Genomic DNA, 18,546 nt, shown 5'->3' on the forward strand with positions numbered 1-18,546 from the left:
CCGGAGATGTGGTTCCGTCGGTACTCGCTGGGCCGCAGGGATTTCCGGTCAACATGGACAGAACGGCCGCACTGCTGACGCATTGTGCAGGATGCCAAGGAGAAAGAAACTATGTCGGATCTGAGTCGACGCGCGTTCCTGGGAAGTACGTCTGCACTACTGGCGGGGACCGCCGTGGCATGCAGCGGGAACAGCGCGGCAGGCACCGGTACGCCCACGTCACCCACCGAGGCGGGTGCCCCGGTGACCGGACCTTTCACCAAGACGCCGGGCTGGCTGGATTGGTACCAGAACCCGTCGGCACCACGCTTCGCGGTGCCGGCGGGAGCGGTGGACGCCCATTGCCACGTTTTCGGTCCCGGCGCCCAGTTCCCGTTCGCGCCGGAACGCAAGTACACCCCGTGCGACGCGAGCAAGGATCAACTCTTCGCGTTGCGTGATCACCTGGGGATGAGTCGCAACGTCATCGTTCAGGCGACCTGTCACGGAGCGGACAACGGTGCGATGGTCGACGCCGTACAGGCGGCAGGCGGCCGGGCGCGCGGCATCGCCACGGTCCGCCCCGACATCACCGACACCGAGTTGCGCCGGCTCGACGAGGCCGGCGTGCGAGGGGTGCGGTTCAACTTTCTTCCGCGACTGGTCGAGGGCACCCCGAAGGACGATCTGACCACCATCGCGCGGAAGATCGCCCCGCTCGGGTGGCACATCGTCATCTACTTCGAAGGCCCCGACCTCGAAGGCTTGGAGGGCTTCTTCGACACACTGCCGACGCCGCTGGTGGTGGACCACATGGGACGTCCGGACGTCACTCGGCCCGTGGACGGGCCGGAGTTCGGCCGATTCCTCCGCTTCGTCGAGCGCAACGAGGTGTGGGTGAAGGTCAGCTGCCCGGAACGGCTCACCGTCACCGGTCCGCCGGCGCTGGACGGCGAACAGAACGCCTACACCGATGTCGTGCCCTTCAGCCGGCGAGTGGTCGAGGAGTTCCCCGACTCGGTGCTCTGGGGCAGCGACTGGCCCCACCCCAACCTCACCGACCACATGCCCGACGACGGGCTCCTGGTCGACCACATTCCCCACGTGGCCACCACCCCGGAACTGCAGCACAAGCTCCTCGTGGCCAACCCGATGCGCCTGTACTGGCCGGGCGAGGACTACTGAGCCTCCCTCCACCGCAACCTTTTTCGAGAAGGGCTTCCCGTGCAGCATTCCAACGCGGCGAATCGGCTGGACCGCCTGCCGATTTCGCGGTTCCACAAGATCACCCTGCTGGCCGTCTCCTTCGCGTACTTCTTCGAGTTCGCGGACATCAACACGTTCGCCACCACCGTCCCCAAGCTGATCACGCTGTGGGGAGTCACCGTCAACCAGGTCGCGTACGTGACCTCCCTGTCCTTCGTCGGCATGTTCTTCGGCTCCCTCATCGGCGGCTGGATCGCCGACCGCTGGGGCCGTAAGAACGCGTTGACCATCACCACACTGTGGTTCGCCGTCTTCTCGTTCGCGTCGGTGTTCTCCTGGGACATCCTGTCCCTCGGCGTCCTCCGGGTCCTCACCTCGGCGGGGCTGTCGGCCATGACCGTGGTGGCGGTCATCTATGTCAACGAAATCTTTCCCGCTGCCGTTCGCGGCAAGTACCAGGCCTACGCCATCGTCATCGGTATCTGCGGCACGCCGGTCACCAACCTCGTTGCCGCCGCGGTCGTTCCGCTCACCGATTGGTCGTGGCGGCTGGTCTACCTGTGGGGCAGCCTCGGCATCCTCTTCCTCCTCTTCGCCCGGCACCTGACGGAATCGCCTCGGTGGCACGAGAGCAAGGGGCAGTACGAGAAGGCGGACGCCGTACTGAGCCGGATCGAATCCCGTGTCGCCGCGGAGACCGGCCCCCTGCCCGAGCCTGCCGCCCCGGTCGCGGTCACCACCCGGCAGACCAAGGCTCCGCTGCGACTGCTCCTGCAGAAGAGGTATCTCGTTCCCACGGTCCTGCTCTCGGTCATGTGGGTGACCCAGACCATCGGCTTCTTCGGGTACTCCAGCTGGGCGCCCACCCTGTTGGCGCAGGAGGGCCTCAGCGTGGAGAAGTCGATCTTCTACGTCGCGCTGACCACCGTCGGTGCGCCGCTGGGCTGCTTCCTCGCCGCACAGGTCACCGACCGTGTCGAACGCAAGTGGTGCCTCGTCGCATTCGGTGTGGTGATCGCGATCTGCGGGCTCTTCTACGGGCTGACGTTCAACCCGATCATGATCGTGGTGTTCGGCTTCCTCGTGAACTTCTTCGAGCGCGGCTACACCGCGGTGGCCTACGCCTACTCCCCGGAGCTGTTCGACACCCGAACCCGGTCCTTGGGCACCGGCGTCTCCTACGGACTCGGACGCCTGTCGAACGCCGTCGGTCCACTCGTTATCGCCGCGCTGTACACCGGCACCGGGTATCAAAGCGTCTTCTACTTCATCGCGGGGAGCTGGCTCGTCGGAGCGCTCGCTCTGGCCGTCTTCGGACCCAAGACCCGGCAGGCCCGGCTCATCGATCCGCCCGTGGAGGCACCGACAGCACCCACCACGGCATGACGAGGGCTGACGCCCCACGACCATCTGGAGTGCCCATGACCATCGACCACACCGGGTCCGATCGCGCCCGGACCCGCCTCGCTCTCTCGGTGCTGGCCCTGTGTTGGTTCGCCATCCTGTGCGACGGGCTCGACACCTTCGTCTACGGTGCGGTGTTGCCGCGCATGCTCGCCGACCCGACCCTCGGCATGGGCCCCGGAGCGGCCGGCACCGTGGGCAGCGTCGCGACCCTCGGCATGCTGATCGGCGCGCTTGCTGCGGGGCCGATCGCCGACCGGCTCGGGCGGCGCACCGCGATCGTCGCGGGCGTCGCGTTGTTCTCGATCGCGTCATTGGCCTGCGCAGTCGCCCCCTCGCTGGAGGTCTTCGCGGCGGCGCGGGGTGTGGCCGGGCTCGGCCTCGGCGGGCTCATCCCCACCGCCATCTCGATGGTCATGGAGTACGCCCCGCGCGGGAGGGCGAACCTGATGGTCGCATCGCTGATGACCGCCCATCAGGCCGGCGGCATCCTCGCCCCGGGATTGGGCATGCTGTTCCTGGACAGCCGCGGATGGCGCTTCCTGTTCCTGCTCGGTGGCCTACCGCTGATACTCGCCGTGCCGCTCATGCTGAAGTTCCTCCCCGAATCGATGGGGTACCTGCTCGCTCGCGGCCGCGTCGCCGATGCCGAAGCGCTCGCTCGCAGTCGCGGTGTCGCGGTCACCGACTTCGTGACGACCCCGACCGGCGGGGGCGGGACGGCGTCGACGACTGCGCACCGCATCCGCCGGCTGTTCACCGGATCCCGTGCGATCACCACCCCGGCGTTGTGGACGGCGTCGTTCGCCGGGCTGCTGCTGGTGTACGGGGTGGCCACCTGGTTACCGGTCATGATGAGGTCGACCGGATACGAACTCGGCTCGGCGCTGAGCTTCCTGCTGGTGATCAATCTCGGTGGCATCGTGGGCATGCTGATCGCCGGGCAGGTGGCCGACCGGGTCGGACCGATTCCGACCGCGCTGGTGTGGTTCGCGTTGACCGCCATCGGTATCACCGCGTTGTCGGTACAGATGCCGCTTGCCGCGACCTACGTCGTGGTCTTCGCGACCGGTGTGTGGTTGTTCAGCGCCCAGACCATGGTCTACGCCGGCACCGCCGCACACAGCGAAGCCGACTTCCGGGCCACTGCCGTCGGACTCACGTCGGGGATCGGCCGGTTCGGGGCTGTCTTCGGCCCCTGGCTCGGCGGGGTTCTCATCGCGTCCGGGACTCCACGGTGGGGGTTCGGGGCCTTCGCGGTTGCCGCCCTGCTCGCCGTGGCAGCGCTGCTGGTGGTTGTCGTGACAGACCGCGTCGGGTCGCGCGCGACGACGAGTTCAGTGCCCGAACGGGTCTCCCTGTGAGTGCCCGCGTGCGGTCATCCCTGCCGGGCTTCGGCGACGTCCTCGAGCGCGGCGGTCACGCTCGCCAGGTGGTGCCGCATGGCCGCCTCCGCCCGCTCCGGGTCGCGCGCGCACACCGCGTCGATGATGGCGACGTGCTCGGGCAGCGACACCGACATCCGGCCGGGGTGCATCGACAGCTTGAACTGGTGTCGCACCAGCTGACCACGCAGTCGCTCGAGGATCTCGTCCGCCGACCGCTGCGCACTGATCTCCCGAACGCGCTTGTGCAACAACTGGTTCGCCCGCGAATACCCGAACACGTCTCCGGCCGAGACCGACGTCGTCAATTCCTCGCGCAAGGCGGTGAGTTCCTCGATCTCGGCGTCGGTGACCTTCTGGGCCGCCTTCGCCGCGCACAGTCCTTCGACCACCATCCGCACCTCGGTGATCTCGACCGCCTCGTCCAGCGACACCGACCGCACGCGCGCGCCGCGGTTCTGGATCCGTTCGACGAGGCCCTGGGCGGTGAGTTCGTGCAGGGCCGCCCGGACCGCGCTGCGACTGGCGTCGTACTGCGCACACAGGTCTGCCTCGACCATGCGCTGGTTGGGCGCGAAATCCCCGTCGAGGATGGCTGTGCGGATCAGGTCGGTGACCGCAGCCTGATCCGTGCTGTGTTCGCGAGCTTCCTTCACCGGCATCGGGCTATCTCCGCTCAGATCATCACCAAAATTGTTACCGATATTGTACCGACCCGGGGTCACCTGGATCGCACATGGCACCAGATCCATCCAGGAAAGAGGAACCGATGACCCAGCAGACGACGATCGCCGTCCTCGGACTCGGCGAGGCCGGCGGCGCATTCGCGCGCGATCTGATCGCCGCCGACGCCACCGTCCGCGCCTTCGACCCCGCAGCCGCGGCACCGGACGGAGCCGTCGCGTGCCGGTCCGAGGCCGAGGCCGTCGACACCGCCGACCTCGTCCTCAGCGTGAACAGCGCGCGCGCCGCGAAGGCCGCACTCGAACGGGGAAGCCCCGCAATGAGTGCCGATGCCGTCTGGGTGGACATGAACACCACGGCGCCCGATCTCAAACGCACCCTCGACGCCCACGCCGCGCGACACGGACACGGTTTCGTCGACGTGGCGATCATGGCTCCGGTCCCCGGCCGCGGACTCCGAACCCCCCTGACGGCGAGCGGCCGCGACGCACACCGGGCCGCCGAAATCCTCACTCGCTACGGGGCATCCGTCGACATCCTCGACGCACCGGCGGGTGCGGCCGCGGAACGAAAACTGCTGCGCAGCATCTTCTACAAGGGAATGTCCGCGGCCATCGTCGAGGCCCTCACCGCGGGTCGCGCCCTCGGCCTCGAAGAGTGGCTCACCGCCAATATCGCCGACGAACTGACCCTGGCCGACGCCGGCACGATTGCCCGCGTCGTCGACGGAACGCGTCGCCACGCCAGGCGCCGAGCCGACGAAATGGACGCCGCAGCAGCCATGCTCCGTGCCCTCGGTATCGAGCCCGACATCGCCCAGGCCACCCACGAACTGCTGACCAAGATCCCGGCGCCGTCGGCATGTGCCGAACCGAGACGTGCTGTGCCGAACTGAGACGTCGCCACCCTCCACCCGGTCATAACGTCACGTTCCGTCAGTGACCACAGACACGACAGGAGAGTGGGATGTCCGATCTCAACGCCGCGCTCGGCAAGGTTCTCGACAGCGTGACCGAGGATGATTCGCCGCGCGTGCCCGGAGTGGTGGCGATGGTGACCGATCGTGACCGCACGGTGTTCGAGGGTGCCGCCGGGGTGCGGTCCTTGGCCGACCGCGAGCCGATGACCGCCGACACCGTCTTCGCGATCTTCTCCACCACCAAGGCGATCACCGGGACCACCGTGCTGCAGTGCGCCGAAGAGGGTCTGCTCGACCTCGACGCGCCGGCCCGAGAATACGTTCCGGAGCTCGGTGACATTCAGGTCATCGAGGGATTCGACGCCCACGGTGATCCGGTGCTGAGGGCGCCGAAGCGGGACATCACCACGCGGATGCTGTTGTTGCACACCGCCGGGTTCGGGTACGACTTCTTCGACGAGACCTACAACCGGTTGGGTGTGGAGCACGACCAGCCCGGCGTGATCACCGCGACCCGGGCGTCGCTGACCACGCCGTTGCTCTTCGATCCGGGCGCGAAGTGGCAGTACGGGACGAACATCGACTGGGCCGGTCAGGTGGTCGAGGCGATCCGCGGCAAGCGGCTCGGCGAGGTGATGGCCGAGCGGGTGTTCGCACCCCTGGACATGCACGACACCGCCTTCTCCCTGACCGGATCGATGGCGGCCCGGCGCGCGACCATCCACCAGCGGGAGGAGGACGGCCGGCTCACTCCGTTGGATCTGGTGCTGCCGCAGGATCCCGAGATTCACATGGGCGGGCACGGCCTGTACTCCACCGTGGGCGACTACCTGAAGTTCCTGCGGATGTGGCTGAACGACGGAGACGCGCCCGGTGGGCGAGTTCTGCGGGCGGACACCGTGCAGGCGGCCGTGTGCAACGGCCTCGAGGGGCAAGAGGTCGGGATGCTGCCGGCCGTCATTCCCTCCCTCACGAACGACGCCGAATTCTTTCCCGGACAGCGTAAGTCGTGGGCCTATACGTTCATGGTGAACGAAGAGGACGCCCCCACCGGCCGGCCCCGTGGATCGCTCGGGTGGGCCGGGCTCGCCAACTCGTACTACTGGATCGATCGCCGCAACGGAATCGCGGGGTACTGGGCCACCCAGATCCTGCCGTTCGCCGACCCCGTGTCGTTCGGCGGCTACCTGGACTTCGAGACGGCGGCGTACCGTCACGCCGCGCTCGCCTCACCCGTCTAGGGCAACCGGGTCGTTGCTCGGTCAGCGGAGGTCGGCGAGCTTACGCCCCAGCACCGTCCGCTCGCGCTCGTTGCCGCACAGCCGCACGGCCGCCTCGAGTTCGGTGCGCGCCTCGTCGGTGCGTCCCAGGCGGATGAGTAGTTCGCCGCGAACGCTCGGCAGCAGGTGCGAGTTCGACAGCGCCTGGGCGGCCACCAGCTCGTCCACGATCGGCAGCGCCGCGGCCGGTCCCTGGGCCATGGAGACCGCCACCGCCCGGTTGAGGTCGACCACCGGTGACGGCGCGAGCCGGCCGAGTGCCTCGTAGATGAGGACGATCCGCTCCCAGTTCGTCGCGTCGACCGACGGCGCGACGGCGTGGTATTCGGCGATCGCCGCCTGCAGGCCATAGGCGCCCAGGCCCCGGCCGACCTGTTCCGCGCGGGCGAGGGCGGCGCGTCCCCGGCGGATCGCGGTGCGGTCCCAGCGGCGGCGGTCCTGCTGCTCGAGCAGCACCGGCTCGCCGTCCGGCCCGGTGCGGGCCGGGAACCGCGCCGCGGTCAGTTCGAGCAGCGCCAGCAGGCCGTGGACCTCGGGCTCGTCGGGTACCAGCCGGGTCAGCACCCGAGCGAGGCGCTGCGCCTCGCTCGCGAGGTCGAGGCGGATCAGATCGTCACCGGAGGTGGCCGAGGACCCTTCGGTGAAGATCAGATAGATCACGCTGAGCACCGAGCCGAGTCGCTCCGCCCGATCTCCGGCGGGCGGCACCTCGAACGGCACCCGGGCCGCCCCGAGGGTCTTCTTCGCCCGGGTGATCCGGGCCTGCACGGTCGCGGTCGGGACGAGGAACACCTTGGCGATCTCGTCGCTCGTCAGACCGCCGACCACCCGCAGGGTGAGCGCGACCCTCGCCTCCCGCGACAGCACGGGGTGGCAGGAGATGAACATCAACGCCAGCATGTCGTCGTCGATCTGGTCCGGATCCCACAGCACGTCCCCGGTGCCCTTGGCCGGATCGGCGGGCGCGCTCCCCGAGACGGCACCGCCCTCGCCCAGGTCATGAGCGAGGACGGCGTACCTCTCGTCGAGGGCGGAGCGCCGGCGGAACGCGTCGATCGCCCGGCGGCGGCCGACGGTCAGCAACCATCCCGCGGGGTTGTGGGGGATACCGTCGCGTGGCCAGCTCACGAGTGCCTCGGCCAGCGCCTCCTGGGCGAGGTCCTCGGCCAGCGCGAAATCGCCGGTGTACCGCGCGAGCGCACCGACGATCCGTGCCGACTCGATCCGCCAGACGGCGGCGACGGCCTCACGCCCGGTGTGGCCGCCCGCCGTCGACCCGCTCAGAGCTGACCGGTCGCTTCGCGCCACGCCCGCTCCTTCTGGATCCACACGTTGTCCTGCGGGAACTCGTCGATCGTCGCGACCCGGCGGATCTCCGCCTTGGAACCGGGACCAGCCATCGGGGCACGCTTGGCCCACTCGACAGCCTCCTCCTTCGATGCCACGTTGAGCATCCAGAAGCCGCCGAACAACTCCTTCGTCTCGCCGTAGGGGCCGTCGGTCACCACAGGTGTCTCGGACGAGTAGTCGACCACCACACCCGACTCGGGGTCGGGGTCCAGTCCCTCGGCCGCGAGCAGCACGCCGGCGCGGATCATCTCGTCGTTGAACTTGCCCATCGAGTCCATGATCTCGGTGAAATCAGCGTCCTGGAACGCCGCGAAGGTCTCGTCGGTGGCGCGCATGATCAGCATGTACTTCATGGTTCCGTCTCCTTGGATGTCGGGGTCCCTCTTGGACCTTCTCATCCTCAGGTCGAACGGGGAGTGACATGGATCGACACACTCGCCGAAATTTTTTTCCGAACCTATCTGGCCCGGCCGGCTCTGCGCCGCTCGGTTTCCGTGGTGCCACCCCATATTCCGTGGGTCTCGCGGTGTTCGGTTGCGTGTGCGCGGCATTGCCGGGCGACGACGCACCCGTCGCAAATCTGTTTGGCGCGTCGTTCGCACCTGATCCGGGCGCCGCGTCGTTCGCCGTCCGGAGCGAAGAAGGCGGAAGGTTCGGTGGTGCGGCAGTGGGCGCGGTATCGCCATCCCCAGCGTTCGGCGGCGGTCGTGGGCAGGTCGTCGTGAAGTGTCGTGTGGTCGATCATCGGGTGTCCCGGGGGTGGATTCGGGCGGTGGACGGTCGGCACCGTCCACCGCTGCGGCTGCACCGACTCAGTGCAGGTGGCTACCGCCGTTGATGTCGACGGTGGTGCCGGTGAGGTACGCGGCGTCCTGCGAGGACAGGAAGGTGATGACGGCGGCGACCTCGGTGGTGGTCGCGACCCGGCCGAGGGGGATGTCGCGGCAGAGTGCGGCTTCCTGTTCGGCGGTGCTGCCCACGCGGATGCTGGTGTCGACCGCACCGGGGGTGACGGCGTTGACGGTGACTCCGCTGTCGCCGAGTTCTCGTGCGAGGGACTTGGTGAAACCGAGGACCGCGGCCTTGGCGGACGAGTAGGGCACCTTCCCGAAGACCCCGCCACCACGCTGGGCGGAGACGGATGACATGTTCACCACACGTCCCCAGCCGTTGTCGATCATGGCCGGCAGGAACGCGCGGGTGACGAGGTAGGTGCCGGTGGCGTTGACCGCCATCACCTTGTTCCACAGTTCCAGTGTGGTCTCGAGGAACGGCACCGGCGAGGTGATGCCGGCGATGTTCGCGAGCGCACCCACGGCGGGGAGGTTGCCGTCGGCGACTTCGGCGGCGACGGCGTCGTGTGCCCGCTGGACCGAGTTCTCGTCGGCGACGTCGATGTCGTGACCGAAGGCCGGTACCCCGAACTCGTTGCCGATCTCGGCGGCGACCTTCGCGGACTTTTCCCCGTCGAGGTCGAGAACGACGATCGCCCAGCCCTCTTCGGCGTAGCGGCGGGCGGTGGTGAGACCGATCCCGCGCTCGGAGGTGGCGCCGGTGATGACGGCGGTGCGCTGGATGGACGACATGATCGCTCCTCGTGTTGCTGGAATCGCGCGTCCCGTCCGACGTGAGGTGCGGGGGGTCGGTGGACGGCGCGGTAGGTGACTGCCACCACAGTAAGCCGATCAACTGTTAACAGTCAACCGTCGGCGGGTAACGGTTGACATATCGACGTGGCTCGGATCACACTGTTGGAACCGCACTGTTGACAGTCAACAAATCGGCGGCAATCGTAGAAACCGGCAGTTCGAAGAGGAGTCCCCATGAGTACCGAAACACTCAGGATGCGAGGTCCCGTCCATGGCACGAAGGACGCCAAGCGCGTAGCAATCGGCTCCTCGGTGGGGGCCGTCATCGAGACGTACGACTTCATCGGCTTCGGCACGGCCGCCGCGCTGTACTTCGGTACCGCCTTCTTCCCGGGCGCCGACCCGGTCACCGGAACACTCGCGGCGTTCGCGACGCTGGGTGTCGGCTTTGCTGCGCGCCCGCTCGGCGGGGTGCTCGGCGGACATCTCGGGGACAAGCTGGGCCGCAAGCCCGTACTGGTGGCATCGCTGATCGCGATGGGTCTCGCGACCTTCGCGATCGGCCTGCTGCCCACCTATTCGCAGGTGGGGCTCATCGCGCCGGTGCTGCTGGTCCTCGTCCGCGTCGTCCAGGGCCTCGCGTTCGGTGCCGAGTGGGGCGGCGCGATCCTGATGAGCTACGAGCACGCCCCCTGGAAGTCCAAGGGCAAATTCACCGGAATCGTGCAGGCCGGCTTCCCCGTCGGGCTGCTGCTGGCGAATCTGGTGTTCCTGTTCAGCGTGCACCTCGGCGGCGACTGGGCCTGGCGGGTGCCGTTCCTCGCCAGCATCGTCCTGGTGATGGTCGGCCTGGTCATCAGGTCGAAGGTGCCCGAGTCCCCGGTCTTCGAGGACGTCAAGAACGAGGGCGACATCGTCAAGTCCCCGGTACTCGAATCCATCAAGTACGACTGGCGAAACATTCTGCGCGGCATCGCTCTTCGAGTCGCCGAGACCGCCGGTTACGCGGTGTCGATCACCTACATGATCTCCTACCTGCACAACCAGGGTCTCGCCGGGAAGTCCGAAACCCTTGTCGCCCTGTGCATCGCGTCCGCAATCGGCGTCTTCGCCACAGTCGCCTGGGCCCGCCTCACCGACCGTATCGGACGACGCCCCCTCTACATCGCGTCCTGCGCCTTCGCGGCACTGTTCGGAATCCCGATGTTCCTTCTGGTCAACACCGGTCTCTTCATCCTGGTCATCGCCACCATCGTGATCGCCTACGCGGTCTGCCAGAACTCGATGGCGGGAGCGCAGGGTGCGTGGTTCCCCGAACTGTTCGACGCCTCGCGCCGTGCCTCGGGAGCGTCCCTCGCCTACCAGATCTCGGCGATGGTCTCCGGCTTCACGCCCTTCGTCACCACGCTGCTGTTCGTCTCCTTCGGCTGGTGGGGTCCGGCGCTGCTGTTCAGCACGTACGCCCTGATCGGGCTGTGGGCGGCGTTGATCACCAGGGAGACCTGGGGACCGACCGAACGGCGCCTCGCCGCCGAGGCCGCGGCGCGCGCCGATTCCAAAAGCGCCGACGCGCCGACGTCCACCGGCACCACGCCCACGATCCGCAAGGAAAAGGAACTCCTGTGACCATCACAACCGCCACCACCGCTGCCGAAGACACGACCAGTGACGCGTCGCGCATCGCGAACGTCGAACAGTTCGCCTATCGCATGCGGCACAACGTCATCGACATGGGTGAGGAACAGGGCCAGGGATACGTCGGGCAGGCGCTCGGAGCCGCCGACATCTTCGCCACCGTCTACGCCGACCAACTGCGCTACCGCGCCGACGATCCCACATGGGAGGGACGAGACCGGTTCCTGCTGTCCACCGGCCACTACGCCATCGGCCTCTACGCCGCACTCGCCGAGGCCGGAATCATCCCCCGCAGCGAACTGGAAACCTACGGCTCCGACGACTCCCGCCTCCCGATGTCGGCAATGTCCACGTACACCCCCGGCATGGAAATCTCCGGCGGCTCCCTCGGCCACGGTCTCACCATCGCGGTCGGGATGGCCCTCGGGCTGCGGCACCAGCACTCCACCGCCCGCGTCTTCAACTTCCTGTCCGACGGCGAACTCGACGAGGGTTCGACGTGGGAGGCGGCGATGGGCGCCCATCACCACCGGCTCGGCAATCTCACCGCGATGGTCGACATCAACGCCCTGCAGGCCGACGGTGCGACCTCGACGGTGCTGAGCACCGAACCCGTGCACGACAAGTGGGCGGCCTGCGGGTGGCACGTCGAACGCGTCGACGGCAACGACGTCACCGCACTGGTGCGCGCGTTCGACAACGCCGCCGCCGAATCCGACGGCACACCGTCGATCATCCTCTGCGACACCCGCGTCGGGAAGGGTGTGCCCCTGCTCGAGTCTCGGGAGAAGGCGCACTTCATGCGCATCGACGAACACGAGTGGCAGATCTGCCGCGACCAACTCACCGCCGGCTTCGACCACAAGGACGCCTGACATGACCACCGCCAGCAAACCGAAGCTCAAGACTTCGGCCATGATCGCCTCGTTCGTCGACGACGGACAGAAGACCACGTCCGCACCGTTCGGGCACGCCCTGGTGAAGGCTGCCCGGGAGAACGACAAGATCGTCGGCCTGTCCGCCGACCTCGCCAAGTACACCGACATGCACATCTTCGCTCAGGAGTTCCCCGACCGGTTCTTCCAGATGGGGATGGCCGAACAGCTCCTGCTCGGAGCCGCCGCCGGGATGGCCGAGACCGGCCTGGTGCCGTTCGCATCCACGTATTCGGTGTTCGCCGCGCGCCGCGCCTACGACTTCCTGTGCCTCGACATCGCCGAACCGAACCTCAACGTCAACATCATCGGTGGCCTCCCCGGACTGACCACCGGCTACGGGCCCAGCCATCAGGCCACCGAGGACATGGCCATCTTCCGGGGCATCCCCAACCTCACCATCGTCGACCCGTGCGACTCGATCGACATCGAACAGGCCGTCCCGCAACTCGCCGCCTCCGACGGTCCCACCTACCTGCGGCTGCTGCGGGGGAAGGTCGCGACCGTGCTCGACGAGTACGACTACACGTTCGAACTCGGCAAGGCCAAGGTGCTCCGCGGCGGCAACGACGTCGTGTTCGTCACCAGTGGGCTGATGACGATGCGCGCTCTGCAGGCCGCCGACCGGCTGGCCGAGCACAACGTCGACGTCGCGGTCGTGCACACGCCGACGATCAAACCGTTCGACGCCGCGACCGTCCTCGCGGAGGTGAACACCGACCGCCTGGTGGTCACTCTGGAGAACCACACCGTGATCGGCGGCCTGTTCGAGACCGTGGCCGCCGCCGTCGTCACGGCCGGGCTCGGCAAGCGGATCGTGCCGATCGCTCTCCCGGACCAGTTCCTCGACGCCGGTGCCCTGCCCACGCTGCACGAGCGGTACGGCCTGAGCACGGACCGGATCGTCGCCAAGGTTCTCGGCGAACTGGCGTGACCAGCGCGTACGGCCCACGCCGCAGGCCGGGCGGCGCGGGCCGTACGATGGCTGTCAACAGGTTGCTGTCAACAGACCGCTGTCGACAGTTGATCGCTGACCCCACGGAGGCACCCATGGCCGGACAACCCGCCGCACTGCTCGGGCTGGAGAAGACCAGCCTCCGTCAGCAAGCCGTCGCCGCCCTGCGGGTCGCGATCACGAGCGGGGAGCTCGCGCCGAGCAGCCCGCTCGTCGAGACCGAACTGTCCGAGATGCTGCAGATCAGCCGCGGCACGCTCCGCGAGGCGATGCGGCAACTCCAGCAGGAGGGATTGATCTCCGCAGGTGCGCGGGGCCGGCTGTACGTCCGGCACCTCGATTCCAAGGAGATCCGCGACATCTTCGCCGTCCGCGCCGCACTCGAGGCGCTTGCCGTCCGGGAACTCGCCGGCCTGGCCGACCGCACCACCGTCATCGCGGAACTGCGCGCCGCCCTCGACGTCATGGACACCGCCGTCCTCGAAGCCCGCATCGAGGCCGACCTGAACTTTCACCGCACCATGTGCTCACTCACCGGCAACGACACACTCCTGCACTCGTGGATCTCCCTCGAAGGATCCATCCGGATGTCGATCATGTTCGCCGGCCTCGACCGCGCCGTCGGCAACATGGACGTCGGCCGCCACAGCGCCATCGTCGACGCCATCGAAACCGGCGACGCCGACGAAGCAGCCAAAGCGATTCAGACGCACATGGACTGGGCCTCAGCGAATCTGGTCTCCTGACCCCAGGTGAGTGAGAAAGAGTGCGGGCACACGCTTTGCCGCTCACGTACCCGGGACAGGCCGCCGTGTCACCCGCCGACGGTGCAGGCGGCTTCGGTGGCGTCGAGCGTGGTCCACGACCTTCGGCGGGCGTCGATCGGTGTGCCGGCGAGGATGCGGGCCCGGCGGTGCTCGGGTTCGAGCAGCACCGTCGCGAGGGTGGCCCAGCGCTGACCGAAGACCGCATCCGGGGCGGGGACGCAGCACAGCTGGGGCTGCCCCGGATCGGAGTACAGGTACTCGACGAGGTGATCGGCCACGGTCGGCTCGGCGTACCGCTGCTGCCGGGACGCGATCAGACCGTAGCGGTCCTGCGAGTCCGGCTCGTACAGACCGGTCTTCTCGCGGGCGGCGTTGGCCGGGTCGAGGAAGTGATTGGTGTGGGTCAGGAATCCGTCGCTCGGGCGGAGCGTCGCGACGCCGACGGGGCTGACCTCGGCACACGCGACGGTGTCGGCGTCGATCAGGGTCAGTGCGCCCGACGTCGCGATCGGTGCCGAGCGCAGCAACTCGAGGGCTTCGTCTACGGTTCCGGCTTCACCGAGGACGGCCGCCGACAGGACGTGCACGGGCACGCCGGCCGGTGCGTCGTCGCGGTGGCCGAGGATGTTGAAGAACACGCCGAGACCCGCGCTGTTCATCCCGATCTTGCCGAGGATGCCGTGCTCGGTCAGCCCCACGTAACTGTGGCGTGGTCCGCGCACCTGATGGGTGTGCCAGAACGGGTCCAGTTCTTCGTGCCAGTCCCAGGTTTGGATGCCGAACGGCGCCGACGGACGATCCGCGGGTGCGTAGGCGATGGTGGAGCACTCACCGGGGCGGGCCGCGGTCGCCTGCGACAGGATCTCCGTCCGGCCGTTCAGCGACATCACGTGCCAGGGCTCGAGCCCGGCGCCTGCAGCGATGCCCTCGATCTCCTCGAGATACCGGGGTCCCCACGCCGCAAGGACATCGGCGAGGCGGTGCGCGCTGTCGCGGGTCCGGGGCTCGCTCACACCGACCGTGTCGAACAGGCGCAGATACAGTTCCACGGACGCGGGTAGGTCGGTGCGCAGCTGCGTGCCGCGGGCGATGCCGCGTTCGCGCGGCCGGGTGTCGTCCACGCTGACGTGGGAGTGGACAGTACTGGTCTCGGTCATCGTCGTCCTCGTCGTGGTTCTGGTGTGAATAGTGCTGTGTGCTCGTCGATCACAGTCGATCAGCGGGTTCGGTACGAGCGCATCAGCACGACGTACAGTGCTGCGGAGACGATCAACCCGACCGGCAGCGACAGGTCCACGCCACCGACCGCGTTCGCGATCGGCCCGGTGTAGACGGGCGCGGCGACGCAGAGCGCGGCCGCGGCGATGCCGGTGAAGACGGCGACCGTTCCCGCCCAGTTGATCCCACCGCTGTACCAGTAGGGGCTGCTGCCGGTTTCGTTGCCGAGCTCGAGGCCGTCGTAGCGGTTACGGCGCCACAGGACGTCGGCGACGTACACGGCCATGACGGGACCCATCACGGTCACGACGAGCTGCATCATGTTGCTGACGGTGTCGAGAAAGTTGGAGACGAGCAGGGCGTACAGCGTCATGGCCACACCCATCGAGCCGTCGAGCAGGACGCTGCGCGAGCGGCGCAGGCGCAGGCCCACCGACTGCAGGGCGAGTCCGGAGCTGTAGGCGGTCATCGCGTTGTTGGCGATCGTGCCGACGATGACGGCGAGCAGGAAGATCGGCGTGAACCACGCCGGGAGAATGGTCTCGAGTGCGATCTGCGGGTCGGCCATGTCGAGTCCGGTACCGGCGAGTGCGCCGAGCGCGGTGAACAGCACGCTGGGGACGAACGCGCCGAGCGCGGTCCACACGGCGACCGAGGCCGGCGAGGTGGTCGCAGGCAGGTAGCGGGCGAAGTCCGCGCTGTTGGTGTAGGACAGCGGGGCCGACGCCACGATCGACACGCCCGCGGCCACCGTCGCCCACAGGCCGATTCCGTGGAGTGCCTCCGCCGGCTGGTAGCCCCAGTCGGCGTTACCGAGGACGTACCCGGCCATCACCACGAAGATCAACGTCAGCACCAGTGCCAGCGGCTGGTAGAGCCGCACGATCGTGGCGTGCCCGTACACGCCGATGGCCAGCGTGACGGCGGCGATCGCCAGGATGACGACGACCTTGACGGGGGTGGTCGCTTCGATGCCGAACCGTTCGACGAGCCTGAAGGCCGTGTACGACGCGGCCGCCCAGTTCAGCGCCAGGTAGCAGACGCTGATGAACCAGCTGGTCACGAGAATGTTCACGCGGTTGCCGCGGATGCCGAAGATCGCCCGCGTGATCACCTCGCTGGGCGTGCCCGACGCGGGTCCGCTGGCGGCGACGATCCCGGTGAGGACCGAGAACAGGTTGCCGACCACGATCACCGCCAGTGCCTGCCAGAAGGACAGGCCCATCAGGATCAGTGTGCCGCCGACGACCAGGGCCAGATAGCTCACGTTGGGCGCCGCCCACACCGCGAACAGGTCCCGAGCGCGGCCGTGCCGCTCGCTGTCGGGGATGAAGTCGATGCCGTGTGTCTCCACCCGCCCGGCGCGGTCGGCCGGCGGTGTTTCGCCGGGCGTCGCCACACGCGGGTCTGCTTTTGTCGATGCCATGGGGTCCTCCGGATAGATGAGCACGGATGTGCGGCTGGTGGGCGCAATCGCCGATCTGGCGTGACCCCGGTCACCGTACGGAACCAAATCGATTTGGACAAGAGTGTGGCGAGCCAATTTACAAATCGATTTGGTGCAGGTCGGGCTGTTGGTAGCCTGGGTGCGTGACCGAGAAGCGATCGAGGCCCACCATCGCCGACGTGGCACGGCACGCGGGGGTGTCGACCACGACGGTGTCGCACACGTTCAGCGGCAAAGGCGTCGTCGCCACCGCGACGCGTGAGCGTGTCCGATCGGCCGCCAAATCCCTCGGTTACCGACCGGACGTGGTGGCGAGGAGTCTGCGGAGCAACCGTCTCGGCGTGATCGCCCTCGTGCTTCGGCCACTGGAGACACTCGATTCGTCTCTCCCCGAGGGCGTCGACTACTTCCTGCGGTTCGCGGGTTCGGCGGCTCTCGCCGCGATGGATTTCGGATACGGGCTCATGCTGGTGTCCGATCCGACGCGCGACGAGTCGCCCGCCGCCGCCCTCGCCTGCGACGGGTTCCTGATCACGGAACCCGTCACGAACGACCCCCTCATCGAGATGCTCCTCGCGGAGGGCGTGCCGTTTCTGTCCGTCGGGAAGGACCCGGCGAGGGCCGAGTACGACGCCTGGCTCGACACCGACACCGAACTCATGACGGACCGAGTGCTGCGGCACCTCGAGGACGCGGGGGCGACGCGAGTGGCTCTGGTTGCCGGAACCGATCCCAATTCGTGGAACCTGGGCGCCGAGGCCGCCTACCGCGTGTGGGCGGCGAATCGCGGTCAGGACGCTCTGGTCGCTATCCGGCCCGAGACCACCGGCGAGGCCGGCGGACGCGAAGCCGCCGACGAACTGTTCGACCGGAACGACCCACCGGACGCGGTGTACTGCCTCACCGGCAGGCACGCGGCGGGGGCGCTCGCGCGGGTCCGGGAACGAGGATTCGACGTCCCCGGCGACGTGCAGATCGTCGGCGGATCCGACTCGGAGCACACGCGATCAGCCGTCCCCCCCATCACCTCGGTGGATCTGCAGCCCGAACACCTTGCCCGCGTAGCCGTCACGCTGCTGGTCAACCGCCTCGACAACCTGGACCGGCCGGTCCCACCGGGGCATCTCCACGGACGCCTCGTCGTGCGAGGCTCCACCCGGACGTCACGCCGATGACGGCGTGTCCTCGCTGTGGTGCGCGTCGGCGGCCCGTTCCACTGGAGGGTTAGCGATATCCTCGGGAGGACGCCATCGAGAGGTGAGTCCACGGTTGTATTTGCGCTGGTCGTGCCGTCGGGACCAGCCCCGCAGCAACACGAGCCGACGGAGTGAGTAGACCGTCCGATGGGTGAAGGTGATCCGCTCGACACTCAGCGGTACCCGCCGCCCCCGACCACCGAACTGGGTGGAGCTGGTTTCGCTGACGTTCAGGAGATCGGCCGCGGCGGTTTCGGTGTGGTCTACCGCTGCACCCAGGAGGAACTGGATCGCACGGTGGCGGTGAAGGTGCTCACCGTGGAACTCGACGAGGAGAACCGGGCCCGCTTCTTCCGGGAGCAGCGGGCGATGGGCCGGCTGACCGGGCACCCGAACATCGTCAACATTCTGCAGGTCGGTGCCACCGACAGCGGCCGGCCCTACATCGTGATGCCGTACCACCCGCAGGATTCTCTCGACGTGCGGATCCGTCGCCGCGGTCCGCTGCCGTTGGGCCAGGCGTTGAGGCTCGGGGTGAAGATCGCAGGTGCGGTGGAGTCGGCGCACCGACTGGGTGTCCTGCATCGCGACGTCAAA

The 18,546-nt window shown here is 68.0% G+C and carries 18 protein-coding genes; 11 read left to right on the forward strand and 7 right to left on the reverse strand.

Translation table 11 applies throughout. From position 1 onward, the window contains the following. The first annotated feature begins 111 nt into the window (after positions 1–111). The 3 genes from AZG88_RS05455 to AZG88_RS05465 are packed head-to-tail and all read left to right on the forward strand — an operon-like array spanning position 112 to position 3,953. Positions 112–1,164 carry an amidohydrolase family protein gene (locus AZG88_RS05455; protein ID WP_231913836.1) on the forward strand — a complete coding sequence of 351 codons (1,053 nt, stop codon included), beginning with the start codon at positions 112–114 and terminating at the stop codon, positions 1,162–1,164. 39 nt (positions 1,165–1,203) lie between these two features. Next, on the forward strand, positions 1,204–2,571 hold the full coding sequence (locus AZG88_RS05460) for an MFS transporter (protein WP_005237868.1): 1,368 nt from the start codon (positions 1,204–1,206) through the stop codon (positions 2,569–2,571). Positions 2,572–2,606: 35 nt separating this feature from the next. After that, positions 2,607–3,953 (forward strand): MFS transporter, encoded by a 1,347-nt coding sequence (locus AZG88_RS05465; RefSeq protein WP_061697137.1) that lies wholly within the window; start codon positions 2,607–2,609, stop codon positions 3,951–3,953. Between the two features lie 14 nt (positions 3,954–3,967). On the opposite strand, the gene AZG88_RS05470 is transcribed toward AZG88_RS05465, so the two are convergent. Next, positions 3,968–4,636: a GntR family transcriptional regulator gene (locus AZG88_RS05470; RefSeq protein ID WP_037178959.1), complete on the reverse strand. Its 669-nt coding sequence runs from the start codon at positions 4,634–4,636 to the stop codon at positions 3,968–3,970. A gap of 107 nt (positions 4,637–4,743) precedes the next feature. Between AZG88_RS05470 and AZG88_RS05475 the strand changes: the two genes are divergently transcribed. Both AZG88_RS05475 and AZG88_RS05480 read left to right on the forward strand, forming a co-directional pair. Next, positions 4,744–5,553, forward strand: a complete 810-nt coding sequence (locus tag AZG88_RS05475; protein WP_231913837.1) for a DUF1932 domain-containing protein — start codon at positions 4,744–4,746, stop codon at positions 5,551–5,553. Positions 5,554–5,624: 71 nt separating this feature from the next. Then, positions 5,625–6,818 (forward strand): serine hydrolase domain-containing protein, encoded by a 1,194-nt coding sequence (locus AZG88_RS05480; RefSeq protein ID WP_061697139.1) that lies wholly within the window; start codon positions 5,625–5,627, stop codon positions 6,816–6,818. A gap of 21 nt (positions 6,819–6,839) precedes the next feature. On the opposite strand, the gene AZG88_RS05485 is transcribed toward AZG88_RS05480, so the two are convergent. From AZG88_RS05485 to AZG88_RS05500, 4 genes are all read right to left on the reverse strand, one after another. After that, the gene (locus AZG88_RS05485; RefSeq protein WP_061697140.1) at positions 6,840–8,165 is read right to left on the reverse strand and encodes an RNA polymerase sigma factor; all 1,326 of its coding nucleotides are present in this window, start codon (positions 8,163–8,165) and stop codon (positions 6,840–6,842) included. Continuing rightward, positions 8,138–8,560, reverse strand: a complete 423-nt coding sequence (locus AZG88_RS05490) for a YciI family protein (protein ID WP_005237862.1) — start codon at positions 8,558–8,560, stop codon at positions 8,138–8,140. The genes AZG88_RS05485 and AZG88_RS05490 overlap by 28 nt, the downstream gene beginning before the upstream one ends. Positions 8,561–8,664: 104 nt before the next feature. Further along, on the reverse strand, positions 8,665–8,952 hold the full coding sequence (locus AZG88_RS05495) for a WhiB family transcriptional regulator (RefSeq protein WP_061697141.1): 288 nt from the start codon (positions 8,950–8,952) through the stop codon (positions 8,665–8,667). A 67-nt stretch (positions 8,953–9,019) separates the two neighbouring features. Continuing rightward, complete coding sequence (locus AZG88_RS05500) at positions 9,020–9,793, reverse strand: SDR family NAD(P)-dependent oxidoreductase (RefSeq protein WP_005237860.1); 774 nt, start codon at positions 9,791–9,793, stop codon at positions 9,020–9,022. Between the two features lie 237 nt (positions 9,794–10,030). On the opposite strand from AZG88_RS05500, the gene AZG88_RS05505 reads away from it, so the two are divergent. From AZG88_RS05505 to AZG88_RS05520, 4 genes are all read left to right on the forward strand, one after another. After that, on the forward strand, positions 10,031–11,422 hold the full coding sequence (locus AZG88_RS05505) for an MFS transporter (protein WP_005237859.1): 1,392 nt from the start codon (positions 10,031–10,033) through the stop codon (positions 11,420–11,422). Beyond that, a complete protein-coding gene (locus AZG88_RS05510) occupies positions 11,419–12,306 on the forward strand; it encodes a transketolase (protein WP_061697142.1) in 888 nt (295 codons plus the stop codon). The genes AZG88_RS05505 and AZG88_RS05510 overlap by 4 nt, the downstream gene beginning before the upstream one ends. 1 nt (position 12,307) lies before the next feature. Beyond that, positions 12,308–13,300, forward strand: a complete 993-nt coding sequence (locus tag AZG88_RS05515) for a transketolase family protein (protein ID WP_061697143.1) — start codon at positions 12,308–12,310, stop codon at positions 13,298–13,300. A 116-nt stretch (positions 13,301–13,416) separates the two neighbouring features. Further along, on the forward strand, positions 13,417–14,067 hold the full coding sequence (locus AZG88_RS05520; protein WP_005237856.1) for a GntR family transcriptional regulator: 651 nt from the start codon (positions 13,417–13,419) through the stop codon (positions 14,065–14,067). Between the two features lie 68 nt (positions 14,068–14,135). Here the strand turns inward: AZG88_RS05520 and AZG88_RS05525 are convergent, their stop codons facing one another. Further along, a complete protein-coding gene (locus AZG88_RS05525; RefSeq protein ID WP_061697144.1) occupies positions 14,136–15,245 on the reverse strand; it encodes a C45 family autoproteolytic acyltransferase/hydolase in 1,110 nt (369 codons plus the stop codon). A 59-nt stretch (positions 15,246–15,304) separates the two neighbouring features. Further along, positions 15,305–16,732, reverse strand: coding sequence for a purine-cytosine permease family protein (locus AZG88_RS05530; RefSeq protein WP_061697173.1), 1,428 nt, complete (start codon positions 16,730–16,732; stop codon positions 15,305–15,307). Positions 16,733–16,896: 164 nt separating this feature from the next. On the opposite strand from AZG88_RS05530, the gene AZG88_RS05535 reads away from it, so the two are divergent. Beyond that, the gene (locus AZG88_RS05535; RefSeq protein ID WP_061697145.1) at positions 16,897–17,928 is read left to right on the forward strand and encodes a LacI family DNA-binding transcriptional regulator; all 1,032 of its coding nucleotides are present in this window, start codon (positions 16,897–16,899) and stop codon (positions 17,926–17,928) included. A 168-nt stretch (positions 17,929–18,096) separates the two neighbouring features. Continuing rightward, positions 18,097–18,546 (forward strand): serine/threonine-protein kinase (locus AZG88_RS53355; RefSeq protein WP_231913838.1); only part of this gene is annotated, 450 nt, incomplete at its 3' end.

It is taken from the genome of Rhodococcus sp. LB1, from assembly GCF_001583455.1.
GTDB classification, from domain to species: domain Bacteria; phylum Actinomycetota; class Actinomycetes; order Mycobacteriales; family Mycobacteriaceae; genus Rhodococcus_F; species Rhodococcus_F opacus.

Bases quoted from the DNA above. Each gene is read 5' to 3' on its own strand.
- AZG88_RS05465 (WP_061697137.1), top strand. From the start codon at position 2,607: ATGACCATCGACCACACCGGGTCCGATCGCGCCCGGACCCGCCTCGCT.
- AZG88_RS05525 (WP_061697144.1), bottom strand. From the start codon at position 15,245: ATGACCGAGACCAGTACTGTCCACTCCCACGTCAGCGTGGACGACACC.
- AZG88_RS05480 (WP_061697139.1), top strand. From the start codon at position 5,625: ATGTCCGATCTCAACGCCGCGCTCGGCAAGGTTCTCGACAGCGTGACC.
- AZG88_RS05505 (WP_005237859.1), top strand. From the start codon at position 10,031: ATGAGTACCGAAACACTCAGGATGCGAGGTCCCGTCCATGGCACGAAG.
- AZG88_RS05530 (WP_061697173.1), bottom strand. From the start codon at position 16,732: ATGGCATCGACAAAAGCAGACCCGCGTGTGGCGACGCCCGGCGAAACA.
- AZG88_RS05500 (WP_005237860.1), bottom strand. From the start codon at position 9,793: ATGTCGTCCATCCAGCGCACCGCCGTCATCACCGGCGCCACCTCCGAG.
- AZG88_RS05475 (WP_231913837.1), top strand. From the start codon at position 4,744: ATGACCCAGCAGACGACGATCGCCGTCCTCGGACTCGGCGAGGCCGGC.
- AZG88_RS05455 (WP_231913836.1), top strand. From the start codon at position 112: ATGTCGGATCTGAGTCGACGCGCGTTCCTGGGAAGTACGTCTGCACTA.
- AZG88_RS05470 (WP_037178959.1), bottom strand. From the start codon at position 4,636: ATGCCGGTGAAGGAAGCTCGCGAACACAGCACGGATCAGGCTGCGGTC.
- AZG88_RS05495 (WP_061697141.1), bottom strand. From the start codon at position 8,952: ATGATCGACCACACGACACTTCACGACGACCTGCCCACGACCGCCGCC.
- AZG88_RS05515 (WP_061697143.1), top strand. From the start codon at position 12,308: ATGACCACCGCCAGCAAACCGAAGCTCAAGACTTCGGCCATGATCGCC.
- AZG88_RS05520 (WP_005237856.1), top strand. From the start codon at position 13,417: ATGGCCGGACAACCCGCCGCACTGCTCGGGCTGGAGAAGACCAGCCTC.
- AZG88_RS05490 (WP_005237862.1), bottom strand. From the start codon at position 8,560: ATGAAGTACATGCTGATCATGCGCGCCACCGACGAGACCTTCGCGGCG.